Source organism: Polaromonas sp. CT11-55 (assembly GCF_047303325.1).
Classification (GTDB): Bacteria; Pseudomonadota; Gammaproteobacteria; order Burkholderiales; family Burkholderiaceae_C; genus Polaromonas.
The window spans coordinates 36,727-55,600 of record NZ_JBKBEX010000023.1 but is presented as its reverse complement, the minus strand read 5'-3'; the positions used below and the strand labels follow the sequence as shown (position 1 = coordinate 55,600).

14 protein-coding genes are annotated in these 18,874 nt (G+C 62.4%); 5 read left to right on the top strand and 9 right to left on the bottom strand.

All coding sequences use genetic code 11. From position 1 onward, the window contains the following. The first annotated feature begins 72 nt into the window (after window positions 1-72). The gene (locus tag ACEN8I_RS18670) at window positions 73-693 is read left to right on the top strand and encodes a TetR/AcrR family transcriptional regulator (protein ID WP_413330077.1); all 621 of its coding nucleotides are present in this window, start codon (window positions 73-75) and stop codon (window positions 691-693) included. Between the two features lie 241 nt (window positions 694-934). Beyond that, entirely contained in the window at window positions 935-1,819 is an 885-nt protein-coding gene (locus ACEN8I_RS18665; protein WP_413330076.1) for an alpha/beta fold hydrolase, read from the top strand. A 24-nt stretch (window positions 1,820-1,843) separates the two neighbouring features. On the opposite strand, the gene ACEN8I_RS18660 is transcribed toward ACEN8I_RS18665, so the two are convergent. From ACEN8I_RS18660 to ACEN8I_RS18635, 6 genes are all read right to left on the bottom strand, one after another. Further along, complete coding sequence (locus ACEN8I_RS18660) at window positions 1,844-8,302, bottom strand: calcium-binding protein (protein WP_413330075.1); 6,459 nt, start codon at window positions 8,300-8,302, stop codon at window positions 1,844-1,846. Window positions 8,303-9,147: 845 nt separating this feature from the next. Next, a complete protein-coding gene (locus ACEN8I_RS18655) occupies window positions 9,148-9,531 on the bottom strand; it encodes a hypothetical protein (RefSeq protein WP_413330074.1) in 384 nt (127 codons plus the stop codon). Continuing rightward, entirely contained in the window at window positions 9,528-9,977 is a 450-nt protein-coding gene (locus ACEN8I_RS18650; RefSeq protein ID WP_413330073.1) for a hypothetical protein, read from the bottom strand. Before ACEN8I_RS18650 ends, ACEN8I_RS18655 begins: the two co-directional genes overlap by 4 nt. 103 nt (window positions 9,978-10,080) lie before the next feature. Beyond that, window positions 10,081-10,629, bottom strand: a complete 549-nt coding sequence (locus tag ACEN8I_RS18645) for a hypothetical protein (RefSeq protein WP_413330072.1) — start codon at window positions 10,627-10,629, stop codon at window positions 10,081-10,083. Continuing rightward, entirely contained in the window at window positions 10,626-10,976 is a 351-nt protein-coding gene (locus ACEN8I_RS18640; protein ID WP_413330071.1) for a hypothetical protein, read from the bottom strand. The genes ACEN8I_RS18645 and ACEN8I_RS18640 overlap by 4 nt, the downstream gene beginning before the upstream one ends. 35 nt (window positions 10,977-11,011) lie before the next feature. Further along, a complete protein-coding gene (locus ACEN8I_RS18635; RefSeq protein WP_413330070.1) occupies window positions 11,012-11,638 on the bottom strand; it encodes a hypothetical protein in 627 nt (208 codons plus the stop codon). A 724-nt stretch (window positions 11,639-12,362) separates the two neighbouring features. Here ACEN8I_RS18635 and ACEN8I_RS18630 point away from each other — a divergent pair. Next, window positions 12,363-13,649 (top strand): solute carrier family 23 protein, encoded by a 1,287-nt coding sequence (locus ACEN8I_RS18630; protein WP_413330069.1) that lies wholly within the window; start codon window positions 12,363-12,365, stop codon window positions 13,647-13,649. A gap of 72 nt (window positions 13,650-13,721) precedes the next feature. Here the strand turns inward: ACEN8I_RS18630 and ACEN8I_RS18625 are convergent, their stop codons facing one another. The 3 genes from ACEN8I_RS18625 to ACEN8I_RS18615 all read right to left on the bottom strand — a co-directional run bounded on the left by ACEN8I_RS18625 (window position 13,722) and on the right by ACEN8I_RS18615 (window position 16,879). After that, the gene (locus ACEN8I_RS18625; protein ID WP_413330068.1) at window positions 13,722-14,873 is read right to left on the bottom strand and encodes an ABC transporter substrate-binding protein; all 1,152 of its coding nucleotides are present in this window, start codon (window positions 14,871-14,873) and stop codon (window positions 13,722-13,724) included. Window positions 14,874-15,072: 199 nt separating this feature from the next. After that, a complete protein-coding gene (locus ACEN8I_RS18620) occupies window positions 15,073-15,411 on the bottom strand; it encodes a hypothetical protein (protein WP_413330067.1) in 339 nt (112 codons plus the stop codon). Between the two features lie 166 nt (window positions 15,412-15,577). Next, window positions 15,578-16,879 (bottom strand): hypothetical protein, encoded by a 1,302-nt coding sequence (locus ACEN8I_RS18615; protein ID WP_413330066.1) that lies wholly within the window; start codon window positions 16,877-16,879, stop codon window positions 15,578-15,580. Between the two features lie 121 nt (window positions 16,880-17,000). Between ACEN8I_RS18615 and ACEN8I_RS18610 the strand changes: the two genes are divergently transcribed. After that, a complete protein-coding gene (locus tag ACEN8I_RS18610) occupies window positions 17,001-17,423 on the top strand; it encodes a hotdog fold thioesterase (RefSeq protein WP_413330065.1) in 423 nt (140 codons plus the stop codon). Between the two features lie 286 nt (window positions 17,424-17,709). Then, window positions 17,710-18,822, top strand: coding sequence for an ABC transporter substrate-binding protein (locus ACEN8I_RS18605; protein WP_413330064.1), 1,113 nt, complete (start codon window positions 17,710-17,712; stop codon window positions 18,820-18,822). Window positions 18,823-18,874 lie beyond the last annotated feature (52 nt).

Genomic DNA, 18,874 nt, shown 5'->3' with positions numbered 1-18,874 from the left:
GCCCAAGCGCGTCCAAAACCGGGTTTACAAGAGGGGATTGCTCTTTCGCACAATCGTGCTAATATCCGCGCTATGGACGCCAAAACCCAAAAAAGCGAAATGACCCGCGCCGCCATCATTGGCGCGGGCATAGACCTGGCCGCGGCGGAGGGCCTGGAGGCCATCACGCTGCAGGCCGTGGCCGACCGCATCGGGATTTCCAAGAGCGGAGTGTTCTCGCGCATCGGCTCGCGCGAGGCCTTGCAGAAGGCCGTCATTGAAGAGTTCGGCCGGCGCTTTATTGCCGACGTGTTTGTGCCCGCCATGCAGCAGCCCAAGGGCCTGCCGCGCCTGGATGCCATCGTGCAGCGCTGGATCGTGCGCATGCGTGACGTGGAAATCCAGTCGGGCTGTATTTACACCGCGGGCGCCTTCGAGCTGGACGACCGCGAAGGCGAGCTGCGCGACACGTTGCTGGGTGAAATCACCCGCTGGCGCGCCGCCCTGCGCCGCACCGTGATGCAAGCGGTGGAGGCCGGCCACCTGCAGGCCGACACCGACCCCGAGCAGCTGGTGGCCGAGATTTACGCCCTGTCCATGGGCTTGTTGCACGATGCCCGTTTCCTGCGCGACAACCGCGCGGCCGACCGGGCCCAGGCATCCTGGAAGCGCCTGCTGCGAAGCTACCAGACCGAGGCGAGCAACCCACAATAAGAGACGACTAGAAAAGCGCGGAGAGGGGCAGCCATGCCGTTTCCGGTGTGTCAGTAAATTCTAATTTCGCACGATTGTGCGGAGAAATGAGGAAATCATGTTGATCCTGATCATTGCCCTGGGTGTATTTGTCGGCGTTCGCGCCGTGACGGCGGCCCTGGCTTCGTTGCGCGGCCTGCCGCGCAGTAACGAAGACTGGGTCTGGTACTGAACACCGCGACAGAACGAAAGAACCCACGCCATGACACGCACCTCCCTGCAGGCCACCACGGCCTTTTACAACGCCATCCCGCTGACGCGCATCTTCCGCTGGGGCCTGGGCGCTTCGCAGCAGCTGTGGCCGGCGCTGGCCGTGCGCGCGGCCTACCGGCTGTTCGGCACGCCCCTGCCGCCCAAGTGGATCAGCCGGCGCCGCGGCTGGAGCCCCGACTGGCACATCGAGCAATGGCCGTTCGAGGACGCCAGCCTCACCCTGTATTCGCGTCCCGTCGCGCCGCATGGCCCGGTGGTGCTGTTGGCACATGGCTGGGGCGGCCATGCGGGGCAGATGCTGGCACTGGCGGAGCAACTCAGTGCGCAAGGCCTGCGCCCGGTGATCGTCGAGATGCCGGCGCACGGCCGCAGCGGCGGCTCGGTCAGCAACCTGCCGCAGTTCGCGCGCGTGCTGGAGTATGTGACGGCGCGCCTGCTGCAACAGGGCCACACGCTGCGCGCGGTAGTCGCGCATTCGCTGGCGGCCAATGCAAGCGCTTACGCGGCCAGCCGCGGGCTGGCAGCCGGCCGCCTGGTGCTGCTGGCGCCGCCGGCCTCGCCGCTCGAATACACGCGCCTGTTCGCCCATGTGTTTGGCCTGCGTGAAGCGACGCGTGCGGCCATGCAGCGGCGCATCGAAGCGCGTGAAGGCATTTTGATGCCGCAGTTCGAACCCGCCGCGGTCGGCCCGCGCATCAGCCTGCCCACGCTGGTGGTGCATGACCGGCAGGACAGCATCAACCGCTTCGCCGACGGCGTGGCCTACAGCGAGGCGATTGCCGGCGCGCGCCTGGTCGCGACCGAGGGGTTGGGGCATCGCAAGATCCTCAAGGACGAGGAAGTGCTGCGCGAAGTGGCCGCCTTCCTGGCTTGAGGGCCGGTTCTTTGTCTCTGCTTTTTAGTGCCAGTTCGCCGCCAGCACCGGCGCAAGCGCCGTCTGCTGCGAAGCCGTCAAGCTGGTCTGGCCCATGGCCGGCGGCGCGAAGGCGGCCATGGCGCTGACCAGCTTGTCCACATTGGTGTGCTGCAAAGTCTTGCCGTCGCCGCTCTTGATCTGCTCGACGTGGTAAGCATCGCCCAGGTACCAGTTCTGCACGGTGGCCTTGTCTGCCGTGCCTATGATGCTTACCTCCAGGTCGTTGCCTGTGTGGCGGAACCACAGTTGATTGCTGGCAATACCCGCGCCGAAGCACAACATGTCCGTTGTGCCTGGGGTAGTATCGTTTTCGACAATGCGGTCCTGTCCCATGCCGCGATAGGCCAGGTAGCTGTCGCCGCCGGCGCCACCCGTCAGAGTGTTGTTGCCGGAATTGCCGCTGAGCACATTGGCCAGCATGTTGCCCGTGCCGTTGGCATTGAGGCTACCCAGCAATGTCAGGTTCTCCACATTGGCGCCCAGCGTGTAGTTGGCCAGATAGCTTTGCACCGAGTCTGAGCCTTCGCCGGCGTTTTCCTGCACCAGGTCGCCCACGTCGTCTACCATAAAAATGTCATTGCCCGTGCCGCCTATCAGGGTGTCGACGCCCTGGCTTTGGGCCGCGAAGCTGGCATCAGCCGGATTGCTGCGCTGCGTGGTGTCGAGCACAGGTGCCGTGCCGTTGACGATGGCCGTCTTCAGGCTCAGCGTACTGATGGCGCCGTCGAGAAAAATCAGCTTGTCATTGGAAGCACCAGTGCCAGCCGTGACCTTGACCATTTCCTTCTGCCCCGGGGCTAGCCCACCTGTGCGCATCAGTGAAACGGTGCTGCCTGCCGTGCCCAGGCTGTAGTCCTGCAGGCGCCCCGTCACATAAACCTCGTCGATACCGCCGCCTAGCGGGAGGGCATCCACCGTCGTTCCGGCACCCACATACACTTTGTCTACTGCGGTAGTGCCCTGCACCTGAAGGTTTTCGCCAAGACGCCCGGCGCGGATGATGGAGTCGACCGTAGAAACCACTTCGCCGATGACTTGGCCACCTCCAGGGCTTTGGTTGAGATAGCGGGTCAGATAGCTGGTCGCCGAAGAGGCGGTTTGAACCACCTTGACCACATCGCCCGTGGCACCGTCGAGCACGTCGTCGCCGGCGCCGCCCATCAAGGTGTCGTTGCCGAAACCGCCATAAAGGATGTTGTTGCCGCTATTGCCGGTGATGGAATTGTTCAGGCCGTTGCCGACACCGTTGATCGCCGCCGCACCGGCAAGGTCCAGGTTTTCCACATTGGCCGGCAGCGTGTAGCTGGCGATGTAACTTTGCACCAGGTCCGTGCCCTCTGCTGCGTTCTCGACGATCACGTCGCCCGCGTCATCCGCCGTATAGCTGTCATTGCCTGTGCCGCCCATCATCGTATCGGCACCCTGGCTTGCAACGACAAAGCCGGTATCGGCCGGGTTGCTGCGCCGGGTGGCGTCCAGCACCGGCGCTGCGCCGCTGGCGATGGCTGTCTTCAAGTCCAGCGTATTGATGGCGCCGTCGAGGAAGACAAGCTTGTCGTTGAGAGTGCCGGTGCCGGCCGCTACCTTGATCAATTCGGATTGCCTTGCGGCCAACCCTGCAGTGCGGGTCAGCACCAGGGTGCTACCCGCAGTGCTCAGACCGTAGTCCTGCAGGCGCCCCGTCAGGTAGATTTCGTCGGAACCACCACCCAGCGAGGTGGCATCCACCGTCGTTCCCGCGCCCACATACACTTTATCCACTGCGGTAGTGCCCTGCACCTGAAGGTTTTCGCCAAGACGCCCGGCGCGGATGATGGAGTCGACCGTAGAAACCACTTCGCTGATGGCCTGGCCACTTCCGAAGCCCTGGTTGAAATAGCGGGTCAGGTAAGTGGTCGCCGAGGAGGCGGTTTGAACCACCTTGACCACATCGCTCGTGGCACCGTCGAGCAGGTCGTCGCCGGCGCCGCCCATCAGGGTGTCGTTGCCAAAGCCGCCCACCAGCACGTTATTGCTGCCGTTGCCGGTCAAGGTGTTGTCCAGCGCGTTGCCGGCCCCATTGATCGCTGTGCCCACCAGCGCCAGGTTCTCGACATTGGCCGTCAAGATGTAGGCCACCGAGCTTGTGACGCTGTCGATGCCTTCGTTCGGATTCTCCACCACTGCATCGCCCGCGTTGTTGACGCTATACCCGTCGTTGCCGGCCAGGCCCTCGAGGCGGTCCACGCCTGCGGTGCCAGCCAGCGTGTCGGCGCCGGCCGTGCCGAGCATGCGGTTGACCGCTGCAGTGGCTGCGGAGTTCAGGTTCTCCACAAAGCCAAAGCCGTCGGTGTAGCGCACGGCCACCCTCACTCGCTGGCCGGCCAGGCTGGAGGCCGGACTGAAACTGCTGGAGGTAGCGCCGCTGATCGTGTTCCAGTTAAGGCCATCCGTCGAGCTTTGCCACTGGTAGCTCAAGGCGCCCAAGCCGTCGGCGTCGGCCAGGGTGCTGACGGTGCTCAAGATATCGCCTTGCTGGACGGTGGTGGTATCACCCAGCGGGGTGCCACCCCGCAGCAAGCTGACGGTCCCGGTGGGTGCATCGTTGACATTGGCGACAGCCGCGGTGCTTGCGCTCATCACGCTTTCCGCCGTTCCCTGCAAGTCGATGTAACTGGCCTTGACGCTGATGGCCTTGCCCACCTGGGCCTGGGTCAGCGTCCAGCGGGAACTGACCGCACCTGCAATAGCGACCCCGCCCGCCATCCATTGATAACTGACCACGCCCAGGCCGTCCACATCGGCCAGCGTATGGGTTGCTGTCAGGGTCTGGTTCTGGGTGGGCGTTCCGCTGATCGTGGCTGTTCCCGTGGGGGCGTCATTTACCGGGGTGACGTTAAAGCTCAAGGTATTGGGTGAAATATCGAAAGCACCAAACTGGTCTTTGACAGAGAACGTCAGGCTGGCGTAGTTGTTGCCGTTGGCATTGGCGGCCGGACTGAACACCAGCCTACCAGCCGCCAGGTCGGCAGCACTGACGACTTGAGCCGTCGTGACATTAATGCCATCGAGTCTCAAGCTACCGGCTCCTGGCAGGCTGTCGATGCGTACAGCGCTCAGGCTGTCGCCGGGATTGGCATCGCTAAAGCCCAGGTCGGTAGCGGTGATGGCATAGCTGCCATCTTCGTTAAAGGTCAGCGTTTTGTTGGCGCCGGTAGGGGCTACGTTCAGTAAACCATTGAGCCAGGCCGCATCTTTCACGCTCCCGTCGGAAAACTCAAACTGCTCGATCGCGTAGCTGTTGATTGCCGGCGCGGCAAAACTCACGCTATCGCCAAGTGCTGCGGACAGGGTGACCTGGCCATTGGTCATGCTGGCGGTGATCTGCGCGGCGCTAATCCCTTTACCAAACACAATACGATCATTGCCGCTGGTCTCCACAATGGAGTCCTTCCCACTACCCAGACTGAAGCGATATCGGTCATCCCCAGCACCGCCACTCAGTGTGTCCGCACCCCCGCCACCGTCCAAGGTGTCATTGCCCTGCCCGCCATCCAGCACATTGGCCGCGCCGTTGCCAATCAGAACATTGTTCAATGTGTTACCGGTGCCATTGAGGGCCGCCGCGCCGGTCACGGTCAGGTTCTCAACATTGGCGCTCAGGGTGTAGCTGATGCTGGAAAGTACCGAATCCGTACCTTCATTGGCGTTCTCCAGAACGCTATCACTCGCGCTATCGACCACGTAAAAATCATCGCCCGCGCCGCCGCGCATTGTGTCTCCGCCGGCACCACCATTGATCACATTCGCCGCCGCCGTGCCCGACAAAATATCTGCGCCCGCCGTACCAAACACCAAGTCTTCCATGGCGTACTTCTGCCCATCGGAGAACTCCACGGACTCGATGCGCGCCTTGCTATTGGTCTGGTTTTTCAGTGTGATCTGGTCGCCGCTCGCTACGCCGTTGTTGGCGATGCTGAAAATCCAATCGGCGCCGTTTTTCGTCAACGCCAGGTCTTCCCGACCGATGCCCGCACCAAAGCGCAAGGTGTCTTGGCCTGCATCGACTTCGACTTCCACAGGCGTGGTCGTCGTAGTGCTTGTCGTTCGACTTCCGGTCGCATACTGCCAACCGTTCCTGAAGCTGAGGTTCAGCACATAGGCATAAGCAGCGCTGCCATAGGGGATACCTGCGGCGGTGAGCGAGCTCAGCGTCTGGTCAAGCAGAGCCTGATTGGGGTAGTTGATGGTAAGCACCCAGGGCTCCAAGACCACCGTCGGGAAATACTCCACACTCGTCGTGGTATTCGTGACCATGGTCACGCCGGTGGCCGCATCGGTGATGGTATCGGCGCCGTCGCCTCTGTTGAAAACATATATATCATTGCCCCGCCCGCCTTTGAGCGCGTCATCTCCCGTGCCGCCGTATAGCAAGTCACCGGCCGCACTGCCAGACAGGCTGTCGCTGCCCGCGCCGCCGGCCAGAATCACTCGGCCTGTGCCGCTGGTGCGCAGGTTGTCATTGCCGGCGCCGCCTACTGCTGCTTCTATGCCCGCTGCTCCCAGGTCCAGCGATACGGCTGCAGTACCCGCCACCACCGCCATATCAAAGCCCGCCCCGCCATTGAGGTTGGCTTGCGCATCCTGTGCATCGATCACCAAAGTGTCATCGCCGTCGCCACCCGAAAGCGTGTCCGAGCCGATGTCGCCCGCTAGCCAGTCATCCCCGGCACCACCAGTGAGTTTGTCGTCACCCGCGCCACCTTCGAGCAGTACGGCCATCTTGCTGCCGGCCGATAGTGTGTCGCTGCCGGTGCCTCCTATGGCCGCGTCCAGGCCCTGTGCGCCCAAGTCAAGGGCAAGCGCATTGTTGCGTGCAATGCCATAAACGAGGCCGCCGCTTTCCGTCATGCGCACCAGATTGCTTTCCACGCTGGCCCTCCAGCCCTGGGTGTCATAGCCCAGGCCTACGTCCGCGGCCCAGCCTCGCGTGCCGTCAGTCTTTTCATACGTGGCAAAGCCGGCCACGCGGTTGCCGCCGCTACTCCAGTCGGTCTGGGCCACACTGAGGCCTATGCTTTTGATACCGGCCTCGACCAGGGTCTTGAGCTCGCCTGCGTCGCTCACACCGTCGCCATTCTTGTCCTGCCACACCCTCAGGTCGGCAAAGCGCGCATCCCGGGCATCGAGTTTCTGGTCGTGGTTGGTGTCGAAGGCAGTCTTGAGGGCTTGTAAGTCAGTGTCGCTGGTATCCGCCGTCCACAGCGCAAAAGACAATTCCCGGGCATCAGTGATCTTGCCGTCGTGATTTTCATCAATGGCCAGGAGCGCGTCGTCGCTGCCGACCCAGCCGATGTTGCGCCGGTAACCATCACCCTTGACGTCGTACCAGGCATGGCTGTCCTCCTGGGTCACCAGTTCAATACCGTCTCCATCCATATCCAGCGCGACCGGCCACCAGCTGCTCCAGCCGTAGTCGTAGCTGCCGTAGTTGTAGGCGCTGTAGTCATAACTGTCGTAGGTATAGCTGCTGTAGCTATAGGCGCTGGTATCGTAGGTATAGCTGGCATAGTCGACCACGCTGGTGTCATACCCCCAATCGATGTAGTCGATGCCGCCGGCGGAGTTGTTTAAGTAGTTCCAGCTGGCAGAGGCATCGCTGCTGATGCCGTCCAGCACGTTCGCGCCGTTGCCAAGGTCAAACCCGCCCAGCAAACCCAGACCCTGGGTTTGCGGGTCGTCGAGCAGCAGGGGAATCACGGTGCCGGTCTGGACGTCCTGGTGATGGCGGAAGTAGTCACCCAGTGCGCCGTTGCCCAGCGTCAGCAGGCGGGCGCCACCCCAGGCCTCGCCTTCAGCTTGCGAACCGCTCAAGGCGCGCAGTTCCGCTGCGTCCAGCAGCATGTCGTCCAGATCGCCTGCGGCGTTGCGCAGGCCTTGTAGGGTGTTGGCCAGGCTGTCGCTGGTGGGCGTACCGTCTGCGTCACTTAGCGTCTTGCTGCGTCCGGTCAGGGTTCCGTCGCTGCCATAGAAGCTGCTGGTCTCTACGCCGTTCAGTTGCTCCGTTATCGAAACGGGCTTGACTTCGGCGGTCGGACTGTCTTGGCGCCCGGTGTAGTCGAAGATGGTGATGCCGGCTTGGTTGGTAGTGCTTTGCTTGACGATGTAGCCTTCGCCACCCAGGCCGTTGCCGTCGTAGGTGCGGCTGTAGATGGTCTGGCCTCCAGTGCCATCGGTATTGGGCACAACCATGTGGTATTCACCCGTGGTGGCGTTGTTGTTGATGCTGATGCCGCCGGCATAGTGGTAGGTGATGGAGCCATCGGTGAACCTCTCTGGCATGTAAAGCGTAGTGCCCGCCGCGACCTGATTCAGGTTTGGGATATTGGGGTTGCTGGCTGCGACAGCCGCCTGAAAGTCAGTCCAGTTGACAAAGCCATTGGGCTCAGTCTTTTGCACCATGTAGGCATCCCAGATCCGGCCACCGTCCCTGATGACCACCAGATGATCGTTTGCACTGGTATCGGTGATGTAGTTGTTGCTGTTGCTGTTGCGAGTGGGGGCGTCGGTGGGGGTGACGATATTTATGGAAGCATTTTCAGAGTCAGATCCGGGTTGCGCACTGGAGGGTGGCTGATAGTTGCCAATGACAGTGCGTGTGCTGCTTTCAACAGGGTAATATTTTCCGTCATTGATGCCCGATGCGGGACCGACATCCGCAACGGTTCCATTGATCTGAAGCGCGGTGTTTCCGCTAAAGGCAATTTGATATTTGGTACCAGGGCCTGCAAGCCAGCCTCCGGCTTCCTTTAAATTCCCGATAAAACTAAACCTGTTCTGTTCGTCACCGTTCCTGTTCCAGTCAAATTCATCTCCTTTGAGCTGGTAGGTGACGGTTCCTTGCACTACATGATCACTCACTTTGGTGAAGATCATGGTTGCAGTCAGAGTTGAGTTTCCGAGACTGTACGGTATACCCTCTGTAACTTGATATCCATAAGCTTTGTAGTAGTCCACGACATACGGCCCCGTTGCTTCATAAACAGAGCCAACTGGATATCTATTCGACTCTGTTGTTAGTATATTTTTAACGCCGGTAAGGTTGCTGATGGCCGGTACCTTCAATGCGACCTGATCCCAAACCAATGACGAAGGAATTACTAAGGTGGAGCCTAGACCATAGGACCAGTGAGCATCAAAAAAATCTTTGTTAGGGTACGTCGACCCCATGTAATACGTGACACCGCTTTCGACGCGAATTTGAGATTGGTAATTAGTCCAAGTAGTCATGGTTTTTTATCAATAAATTAAAACTTGCAATGTTCGATATCGAAAACGTGAAATACGCGATCGATGGCTTCCATGTTTTGCCAACGTGTTGGGACAACGATTGTTTTTTCAGGACAAGGACCAACTCGAAGACGCTTAAGTGATTGATCAAATTGCGACTGGTGCGCCTTGATTTCCTCTCCACTTGGACGGTTACTGCCGATGACATCTAGCTGTTCAGCATGTGGATTTTCAGATTCAAAAGTCTCAAATAATGTTCGAAGAAACGCGCGCTTTTTTGCGTCTCTGATGTCGCGATAGCTCGCGTCGACATTCGGGGTATAGCGAATCAAGGGCGTCCAATCCTGTGCCATGAAAAATCCACCAGCAATCACGCCTAAAAATATTGCAATCCATCTCATTTGCCCGTCTCCTTGATTGAAGGTTTCGCCGGGATTACTTTCATTTCTCGAAGAGGCCCAATGTCCACTAAAAATGGGATGCCAAACATGGGCGTTGTGGTATTGCTGTATCGGGCGGTGTATTGCCATTGCTGACCCAGCTGGTCTTCAGCCGTACACTGAACATCGGCCCAGTAAACATGCCATTTGTTATGCGACGTTATTTCGCAGGACGTCGGGTCAAAGGGTGTTTTTAGGGTGCGGTGGCCATGCAGCCAGATGTCCTCCCCGTACATCTCAACTGCAGCCGCCTCTTTGCGAAACCTGACATCCCAGTCACCGCTAAATCGGCGTTCCGCTGATAGCTGACAGAACGCCTCAAGCAAACACACCGTCGTTAGAAATGCCACAAAAAATGGCAGTAAAAATGGCCTTATTTTTCTGGCCTCAAAAGCTAGCTTTGACATTGCCGTCTTACCTTTCCAAATAAGCGTGAGTAAACTTTCTGGTGTATCCAGGCGCAAGGCCCACAAGATATAAGTAATAATTTTTGAAAATCATGGCGGGACGCTAAGGACGGATGTAGTTCGGGCCTTCGTTCACGCCAGCGCGCGTCACTTGAATCGGCTTCTTGGGTCCAGGTGCCGGCTTGGGCGCAACAGGCGGATAAATCCGCAGCCGCATCAGGTGGTTGTTGGTCGGGTAGACATACTCAAACACCTCCACGCGCTTGTTCTGGAAAACCACCTGGATGCCGCCGGTGGGGTAGAGCCCGTTGAGCCTGGACTTGATGGGTACGCTCACTTCATACCGTCGGCCACCCAGCACCCATTTCAGTGCCATGCCTTCGGGCAGTACCTCCATCGTCGTGATTGCGTAGCCGCCCAGGCATCTTTCATCGCCACCCTTGGCATGGGCGGGAAACGGTGGGATCGTCCACAGGGCCCTGCCGTAGTTGATGCGGATATCTGACACCATGGTGTCTTCCATGTTGCAGAAGTAAACCTTGTACTGGGCCTGCGGTTTTGTTGCGCAAGCTTGAAGGCATGCGATGCAAGCGGCGGCCAGCAGCAGGAGAAAAGTGCGACCCAGGCTCGCTGCTGCGGAATGTCCGTTCATGGTTTTTCCTCGCAAGCACTTTTTGCGGGCACGCTGCTGCACTGCCCAGGCACCACCCGCAGCCAGCCATTGGCATCCAGCGCCAGGCAGTCGTCCTGCGGGACGAGGATGCTGACGTCGATGGAGAAGCGCTTGACGGGCTTCTCGGCCGGCGATGCCAGCGGACGGCGCAGTTCGTAGCAAAGCTTGAATTTGTCCAGGCGATGCCCCGGCGGTATGGCGGGTTCGCTTGCGGTGATTTGAGGAGCGGGCTGACTGGCTTGATCATTGGAGGGGGCGTGCAGCTGAACGGTGGCACCGCACGCGGCGAGGATCACCGTGATGCAAACCTGCGCGGCGGCGAGCACGGTGCGGCTCGCCTGGGGTGTACGGATCCTGCTCATCAAGCCCGCTCCCCAAAGCTGCGCACGGGACTTGGCGCCGAACATCCTGCCAGCGTTAAATCCAGCTCGGTGGCCAGCGTGCTGGCGGGCTTGAACATCGGGTAGCTTGCCTTCACGTCGCGGATGACACGGGCCAGGGCCTCGTCGGCGGTTTTGCCGGGCAGCCAGCCGTTGACGAGCAGGGTGTCGAGGTCCTTGGCGCTGCTGCTCATAGCGGCGGAGACGATGTAGAGGGTGAGACCGGGCTTTCTGGGACTGCCCGGCTTGCCTGCGGTGCATGCGCCCGGCGGCAGGACGATGTCGGTTACCGTGGTTTGCGCAATCGCATAGCCCGGGTATTTTTCGAGTACCAAGCGTGTGAAGAGGCCGATGGCTTCGTCGACGCTGGATCCCGATTGCACCGAGTGGACCAGCCTGAAGGTGAAGTCCTGCACGCCTTCGCGCAGGATGGCTGAGACCAGGTAGTGGGTTTTGGGTGCCGCTTTCGTGGCGGGTTTCTTGGGGCCTGGCCCGGCGGGGCGGCTGGCGCCAGGCAGGGCCAGGCCCATGCCGAGGCAGCCCGCTCGCGCGAGCCATGCCCGGCGTGAGCTGGTGGCGTATTTACCGCCGCTTGTGTGTTTTCTCATGACTTCCCTGCTTCCCGAAAAACTCCCGCCGCTTGGGCCGCGGGACAAAGCCCATGGCGATCACGTTGGTGGGAGAGGGTTTTGGCTGAGCCAATCGCTGTTCGCCGTGTGGCGAGCCGAGCTTTGGTTGGCGACGCTGAACGGTATGCGAGGCCGCGAGGGAAATTCGCGCGGATTGTCCGCACGCGGCCTTTTTTTGTTGGATTTATCGATACCGGCTCGCTAAAGCCGGGCCTGTTTCACAAAGAGGGCTGGCTGCGCCTTGTTCGCCCTGTGTGTCCCGGGCCGCTGGCCCTCACCCTAACCCTCTCCCAGGGGGAGAGGGAACAAGATTTGGAATAGGGCATTTCCGAGCGCCTGCGTGCCGCTTTCCTTTATTCCTTTGCTGCCTCAGCTTGTGCACCAGCGCCATTCCCCCTAGCATTGCCTCACCTAGAACCTGGTTACGATCTAAGCGGGCCCGCGTTGGGGTGCAATCGGGATGAGTGGGCCGACCGGGCACGCCGCACGGGCTGATGCCCATGCAAGGGACCGGGTGGCTCAATCGCCCGATTTCACCCCAACCCGGAGGGCAAGTGCCTTCTCGGGCGGTCTGCGGCGTTGCGATGCTGGCCCATAGCGGTGCTATGGGCTGGCGCACCGCGCCTTGCATCTCATCCCGAGAAGGGGCTTGCGCGGGCCCGCTTAGATCGTAAACAGGTTCTTACAACAAGAGGAGCAAGCGATGGGAATGCTGGACTGGACGGAGAAAAGCAGCGCGGTACTGCAGCAAGGCGGAGTGATAGCTCCCGATGAACGCCTGCCCTGGCCGCAGACCGCGGTCATGGGCGTGCAGCATGTGATCGCGATGTTCGGCGCTACGGTGCTGGCGCCCATCCTGATGGGTTTTGATCCCAACATCGCCATCCTGATGAGCGGCATAGGCACGCTGATCTTTTTCCTCGTCACCGGTGGCAAGGTGCCGAGCTACCTGGGCTCGAGCTTTGCGTTCATCGGCGTCGTCATCGCCGCCACGGCCTACGCCGGCAAGGGCCCCAATGCCAATCTGGGCGTGGCGCTGGGCGGCATCATCGCCTGCGGCGCGCTCTACACGCTGATAGGCGTGGTGGTGCAGGCCATAGGCACAGGCTGGATAGAGCGTTTCATGCCGCCGGTGGTCACGGGTGCGGTGGTGGCGGTGATAGGCCTGAACCTGGCGAGCATTCCCGTCAAGAACATGGCGGCCGGCAACTTCGATGCGTGGATGCAGCTGGTGACCTTTGTCAGTGTGGCGCTGGTGGCGGTGATGACACGCGGCATGGTGCAGCGCCTCCTGATCCTGGTCGGGCTGATCGTGGCCAGCGTGATTTACGCGGTGCTCACCAACGGCCTGGGCCTGGGCAAGCCGATAGACATTTCGGGCATCGCCGGCGCGGCCTGGGTCGGCCTGCCGGGCTTCACCACGCCGGTGTTCAACGCCAGCGCCATGCTGCTGATCGCGCCGGTGGCCATCATCCTGGTGGCGGAGAACCTGGGCCACATCAAGGCGGTGACGGCCATGACTGGCAAGAAGCTGGACGTCTACATGGGCCGGGCCTTTATCGGTGACGGCGTGGCCACCATGGTCTCGGGCGGCGCGGGCGGCACGGGCGTGACGACTTACGCGGAGAACATCGGTGTGATGGCCGCGACCAAGATTTACTCGACGGCGGTCTTTGTGGTGGCGGCGCTGATCGCCGTGCTGCTGGGCTTCAGCCCCAAGTTCGGCGCGCTGATCCAGGCCATCCCGCTGCCGGTGATGGGCGGCGTGAGCATCGTGGTGTTCGGCCTGATCGCAGTCGCCGGCGCCAAGATCTGGGTCGACAACAAGGTGGATTTTTCGGACAACAAGAACCTCATCGTCGCGGCCATCACCCTGGTGCTGGGCACCGGCGACTTCACGCTGCGCTTCGGCCAGTTCGCGCTGGGCGGCATAGGCACGGCCACCTTTGGCGCCATCCTGCTGTACGCGCTGCTCAATCGCAAACACTGAGCAGGCCCCCAACAAAAGAAGCCCCGGCGGGTGATGCACCCGCCGGGGCTTTTTGACTTGCGGCTTGGCCGTTTAACCGATAAAGCGGCCGCCGTTACCCAGCACGCCGAGCTCCACAAACTTCGAACCCGCGAAGGGCGGCGCGGCGTAGTCGACAGTGAAGCCGCCGAGGTCGAACTTCTGCAAGCCGGCCAGCGCGTTGCGCAGCTTGGCGCGCGTCAGCTCGCGGCCGGCGCGCTCCAGGCCCTCGGCCATGACGAGGGTATTGATGTAGCTCTCAAAGCTGACCGGCGAGAACTCCTGCTGGCCGATGGCGCGCATGGCGGCCTGGTAGTCGCGCACCACCTGCAGCTTGGCGCGATACGGGTCGGGGAACACCATGGTCAGCGCCAGGCCGGAGCCGGCCGCGCCCAGCGCCTTGATGCCGTCGCCCGACAGCGTGACGCTCAGGCCCGCGATCGGCAGCATGGGCGACGCCTTCTTGAGCGCACTGATCAGGCCGACGGACACCGAGCCCGCGGTGCCCAGCAGCACGGCGCCGGGTTTGCCGGCGACAACCTGGTTCACGACCTCGGTGAGGTTCTTGCCGTCAACGGCCAGCGCCGCCTGCGTCGCGGCCTTGGCGCCCTGCGCCTGCAGCGCGCGGCTGACGTCGACCAGCACTTCCTTGCCGTAGTCGTTGTCCAGGTAGACGACGGCCAGGTCTTTGATGCCCATGCTCACGACTCGCTGCACCAGGCGCTGGGTTTCGTCGGTATAGCTGGCGCGCACATGGAAGACATTGCGCATGCCGGGCTTGCGCAGCGAGGAGGCGCCCGAACGCGGGCCGACGTAAGGCAGGTTGGACTCCTCAATCAGCGGCACGATGGCGGTGTTGTTGGGCGTGCCCACGCAGGACATCAGCGCAAAAATGCTGCCGTCGCCGATCATCTTCTTGACGTTGTCGGCGCTGCGCTGCGGTACATAAGCGTCGTCCATCATCTGGAACTGCAGCACCCGGCCGTTCACGCCGCCCTTGGCGTTGATCTGGCCCATGGCGGCGTCCACGCCTTGTTTGAGTTCTGCGCCGACACCGGCCAGCGGGCCGCTGGTCGCACCGGTGCAGCCTATGGTGACGGCCTTGGCTGTCAGGCCGTCCTGGGCATAGGCATTGCGGATAAAAGCGGGGGCGGCCGACAAGGCAGCCAATTGAGGGGCGAGCGAAAGGAAGCGGCGGCGAAACATCGCGAAAAATCTCCAAGGGGCGGCCGTGAAGCCAGAAGAACAAGGCCGTGCGGCCTTGGGGGTGAACAACCAGCCACCGCCCGGCGCAAAAGCGCGGGCCGGCAGCGTAAGCACCGGAGTGTAATGGATTCTAGGTAATAACCCTGATAAACCGTTCAACAATGGGGGCGATCAGGGACAGCCCGCGTGGGCTGCTGCCTTATTTGGCCTGAGCTTGCCCCGTCGCCTTGGCCAGGGCGGCCTTGGTGGCCCTGAGTTCGCGCTCCAGGTCGGCGCGCTCGTCGATTTGCTGCTCCAGCACCTCGTTGACTTGGGCCAGGTCTTCGGCGGACTCCTGGATGCGGGTTTCCAGCGCGTCGGTTTTTTCCAGTGCCTGGGCCACCTCGCCGCTTTGCACTTCGGGCGGGATTTCCTGTTTGAGCACCGTGTTGATCACCAGCAGTTCGGCGGCCGACTGTTCCACGGTGTCTTTCACGGACTCGTTCTGGTCAAGCGCGCGTTCCAGTGGCGTGGGTACGGCGGAGAGCGGCTGGGGCATGTCAGGGTCCTAGATGAGGGGAGGCAGGACCGTTGCCGTGGCAAACCTGTGCAAAAGCGAGGGCTTACAAACGGCACGCGGAATCCGCGGACGATTCTACGCTTGCGGCCCGCGGGAAGCTCGCCAAAGGCCTGGCGCGCGCCGGGGTCTCCATCCCATGCAACGCTTATCGGCTTGTGGCGGGCTTGGCCGCGCGTGCGGGCGACGGCGCGGATGCGGGCGACGCCGGCCCCGGGCTGAGAATTTTCCCCAGCGTGGCCCCTATGCGCGCGCCTATGGCCGTGCCTACGCCCGGCAACACGGCCGTGCCGACCACCGCGCCCGCGATGGCGCTGTTAGGCACGGAGAATTTGACATTGTCGAGCGGGCCGCTGACGCTGAGCGGGACGCCGATGATGCCGTCCACCAGGTCGACGGCGAACTCGGCCTCGATCTGGCGGTTGGCAACCTTGGCCTGGCCCGAAGCGCTCAATGAGCCCGACGTCGCCTTGAGATCTGTATAAGTGACCACCATGCCCTGCGGCGTGTTCTGCGTGTCGAGCCGGCCGGTGACCGAGTCCAGCGCTGTCTGGCCGGCGTGCTCTTTGCCAGCGCTGCGCACGGCCTTGTCCAGGTCAAAGCGCAGCAAGGTGGACTTGCCCATGCTGAAGGGCGTGCGCGTGTGCAGCGAGCGCGCAAGCTCGCCCACGGTGTCGCCGTTGGCCGAGAGCGTGGTCTCGCCCGAGGCCTTGCCCGCGATGACGGAGCGGCGGTTGAATGCCGCCATCATGCTTTCGACTTCCACGCCCTGCGGCTGCAATGTGCCCTCCAGGTGCATGCGGCCATTGGCGCGAAAGTCCAGCCTGACTTCGCCGTTGGCCGTGCCCCCACCCACGTGGATGCGCGCGGCCCAGCGATCCTCCTGGCCCTGGCGCGCCAGGCTCAGGTCGGTGGCGGGCTTGAAACCGGGCCGGCGCAGCTCGGCCTTGCGCGGGCGCCAGCCGGGGTCGAAATCGACTTCGCCCTCATAGACCACCGCGATGCCGCGCCGCGAAACCCAGGTCAGATCGCGAAACACAAAGCGCGCCAGCGGCAGCTCTTCGGCCGCCGTCTCGTCCTTCTCGCGCCCGCTGCCCAGGCCGTGCAGCGAGAGCTGGGGCACCACGGCGCCTTCCAGGTCGGCCCGGTCTATCTTGACGCGGCGCTGCGCCAGCGCGAACACGTCGGGATAGGCAGTGAGCTTTTTGATCAGTATGGGCTGAGGCTGCTCGGTCGCGACATCTTCAATCACCACGGCGGGCGAAGGCAGCAGCCGCCAATGCAGCGCGCCCACGCGCACCTTGGTGCCCAGCCGGGCTTCCAGTTCGACGGAGGCGCGACGTGCCAGCTCTTCGTCGGACGGCAGCAGGCGCAACAGCGCAACCCAGGCGGCGCCCAGCAGCACTGCCGTGATGCCCAGACCCAGCAGCCACTTGTTCGCGCGCGTCATCGAATCATGTCTCTCATGCGAGCCAGCTTAAGCCTTGGCGCCACTGTTGCCGAGGCGACAAGTGGCCCACCTGCTGTAGGCCGCAAGCTTATAGTCCTGATACCTGAGAAAGCCCAACACCATGCGCATCTGGAAACAGCCCATCTCCGTCGCACTGCTCACCGCCGCCAACGCCGACAGCGCGGTGACGCATCTGGGCATAGAGTTCCTGGAGGTCGGGGACGACTTCATACGCGCGCGGGTGCCGGTGGACCGCCGCACGGTGCAACCCTACGGCTTGTTGCACGGCGGCGTGTCGGTGGTGCTGGCCGAAACCCTGGGCTCCTGCGGCGCGGCCTTTGCGGTGCCGGCGGGCCATCGCGCCGTGGGGCTGGACATTAATGCCAACCACCTCAAGGGCACGACCAGCGGCTGGGTCACAGGCATCACGCGCCCGGTGCACATAGGCCGCAGCACCCAGGTCTGGCAGATAGACCTGCACAACGACGCGGGTGAGCTGACCTGCGTCTCGCGCATCACCATGGCGATGCTGCAGCCGGGCTGAGGCGGCCGGTTTACGAATAGCAACGAATTTTCGGCGCCGGGCAAGCGCCTCCACGCTTGCCCCCGGAGGGCCCTTCATGGCCGGGGTGCAGGCAAGCGCCTATAAGCTCCGCGACAGCCTGCTCACCCACGCAGAGCGAGGCGGCAAGCCACTCCCAGCCGCATCGCCCCGGCCAGCACCAGGACTCTTCCCATACTTTTTGAGTCTGGAAAAGCCGTTTTTTTCGTATTTGATCTGATGAGTATTCGTCCCTATTGTTCGGCGACGAGAGGCTCAAAAGTAACAAATGGACACGAAAACACTCCAAAGATGCGCGGCGGCGCTGCTGGCGGCCGCCCTGTGCGGCGCGGGACACGCCCAGATCCTGATCGGCCAGACCGCCGGGTTCACCGGCCCCGTGGCCGCGGGCGTTAAGGAGACAACGGACGGGGCCCGCCTGTGGCTGGACGCGGTGAACGCCAAGGGCGGTATCGCGGGCCAGCAACTGGAGCTGCTGTCCATGGACGACAAGTTCGACCCCAAGCTCGCCGCCGAGAACGCGCAGAAGCTGGCCGAGCGCGGCGCCGTCGCCCTGTTCCTCACGCGCGGCACGCCGCCCACCGAAGCCGTGCTGCCCGTGCTGCAGGCCAACCGCATGCCGCTGGTGGGCCCGTCCACCGGCGCGATGGTGTTGCACCAGCCGGTGCAGCGCTACGTCTTCAATGTGCGCGCAACCTACCAGCGCGAGGCCCAGAAAGCCATTGAGCACCTGAATACGCTGGGGATCACGCGCATCGCCCTGGTTCATGCGGACGACTCCTTCGGCCGCGACGGCCTGGAGGGGGCCAACAAGGGCTTTGCCCAGGCCAAGCTGAAACCCACGCATGTCCTGAAAGCCGACCGCAGCAAGCCCGACTACAGCCAGCTCGTGCCGCCCATCCTGGCCAGCGATGCGCAGGCCGTACTGTGGATAGGCTCGGCCAACGCCGTGGCCGACGGGGTGAAGGCCTTTCGCGCCGCCAAATCGTCGGTGCGTGTGGTCACTCTGTCGAACAACGCATCACAGGGCTTCGTCAAGGCGCTGGGGGAATATTCGCGCGGCGTCATCGTCACGCAGGTCTACCCGTCCGAGCGCTCTTATGCCTACACCATGGTGCAGGAAGCCACCGAGCTCGCCAAGGCCAAAAAGATCATGCTGTCGCCCGCCATCCTGGAAGGCTATGCCGCCGCCAAGGTGCTGGTGGAAGGCCTGCGGCGTGCCGGCAAAAATCCCACGCGCGAGACGCTGCAGGCAGCCCTCGAAGGCATGAAGCGCTACGACCTGGGCGGGCTGGAGGTGAGTTTCGGCCCCGACGACCATACGGGCCTGGACTTCGCCGACCTCTCCATCGTGGACCTTGAAGGCCGCTTTGTGCGCTGATGGCCGGCCTTCTGAACCCCCCTGTCGCATCAGCGCCCATCCACAAGGGGAA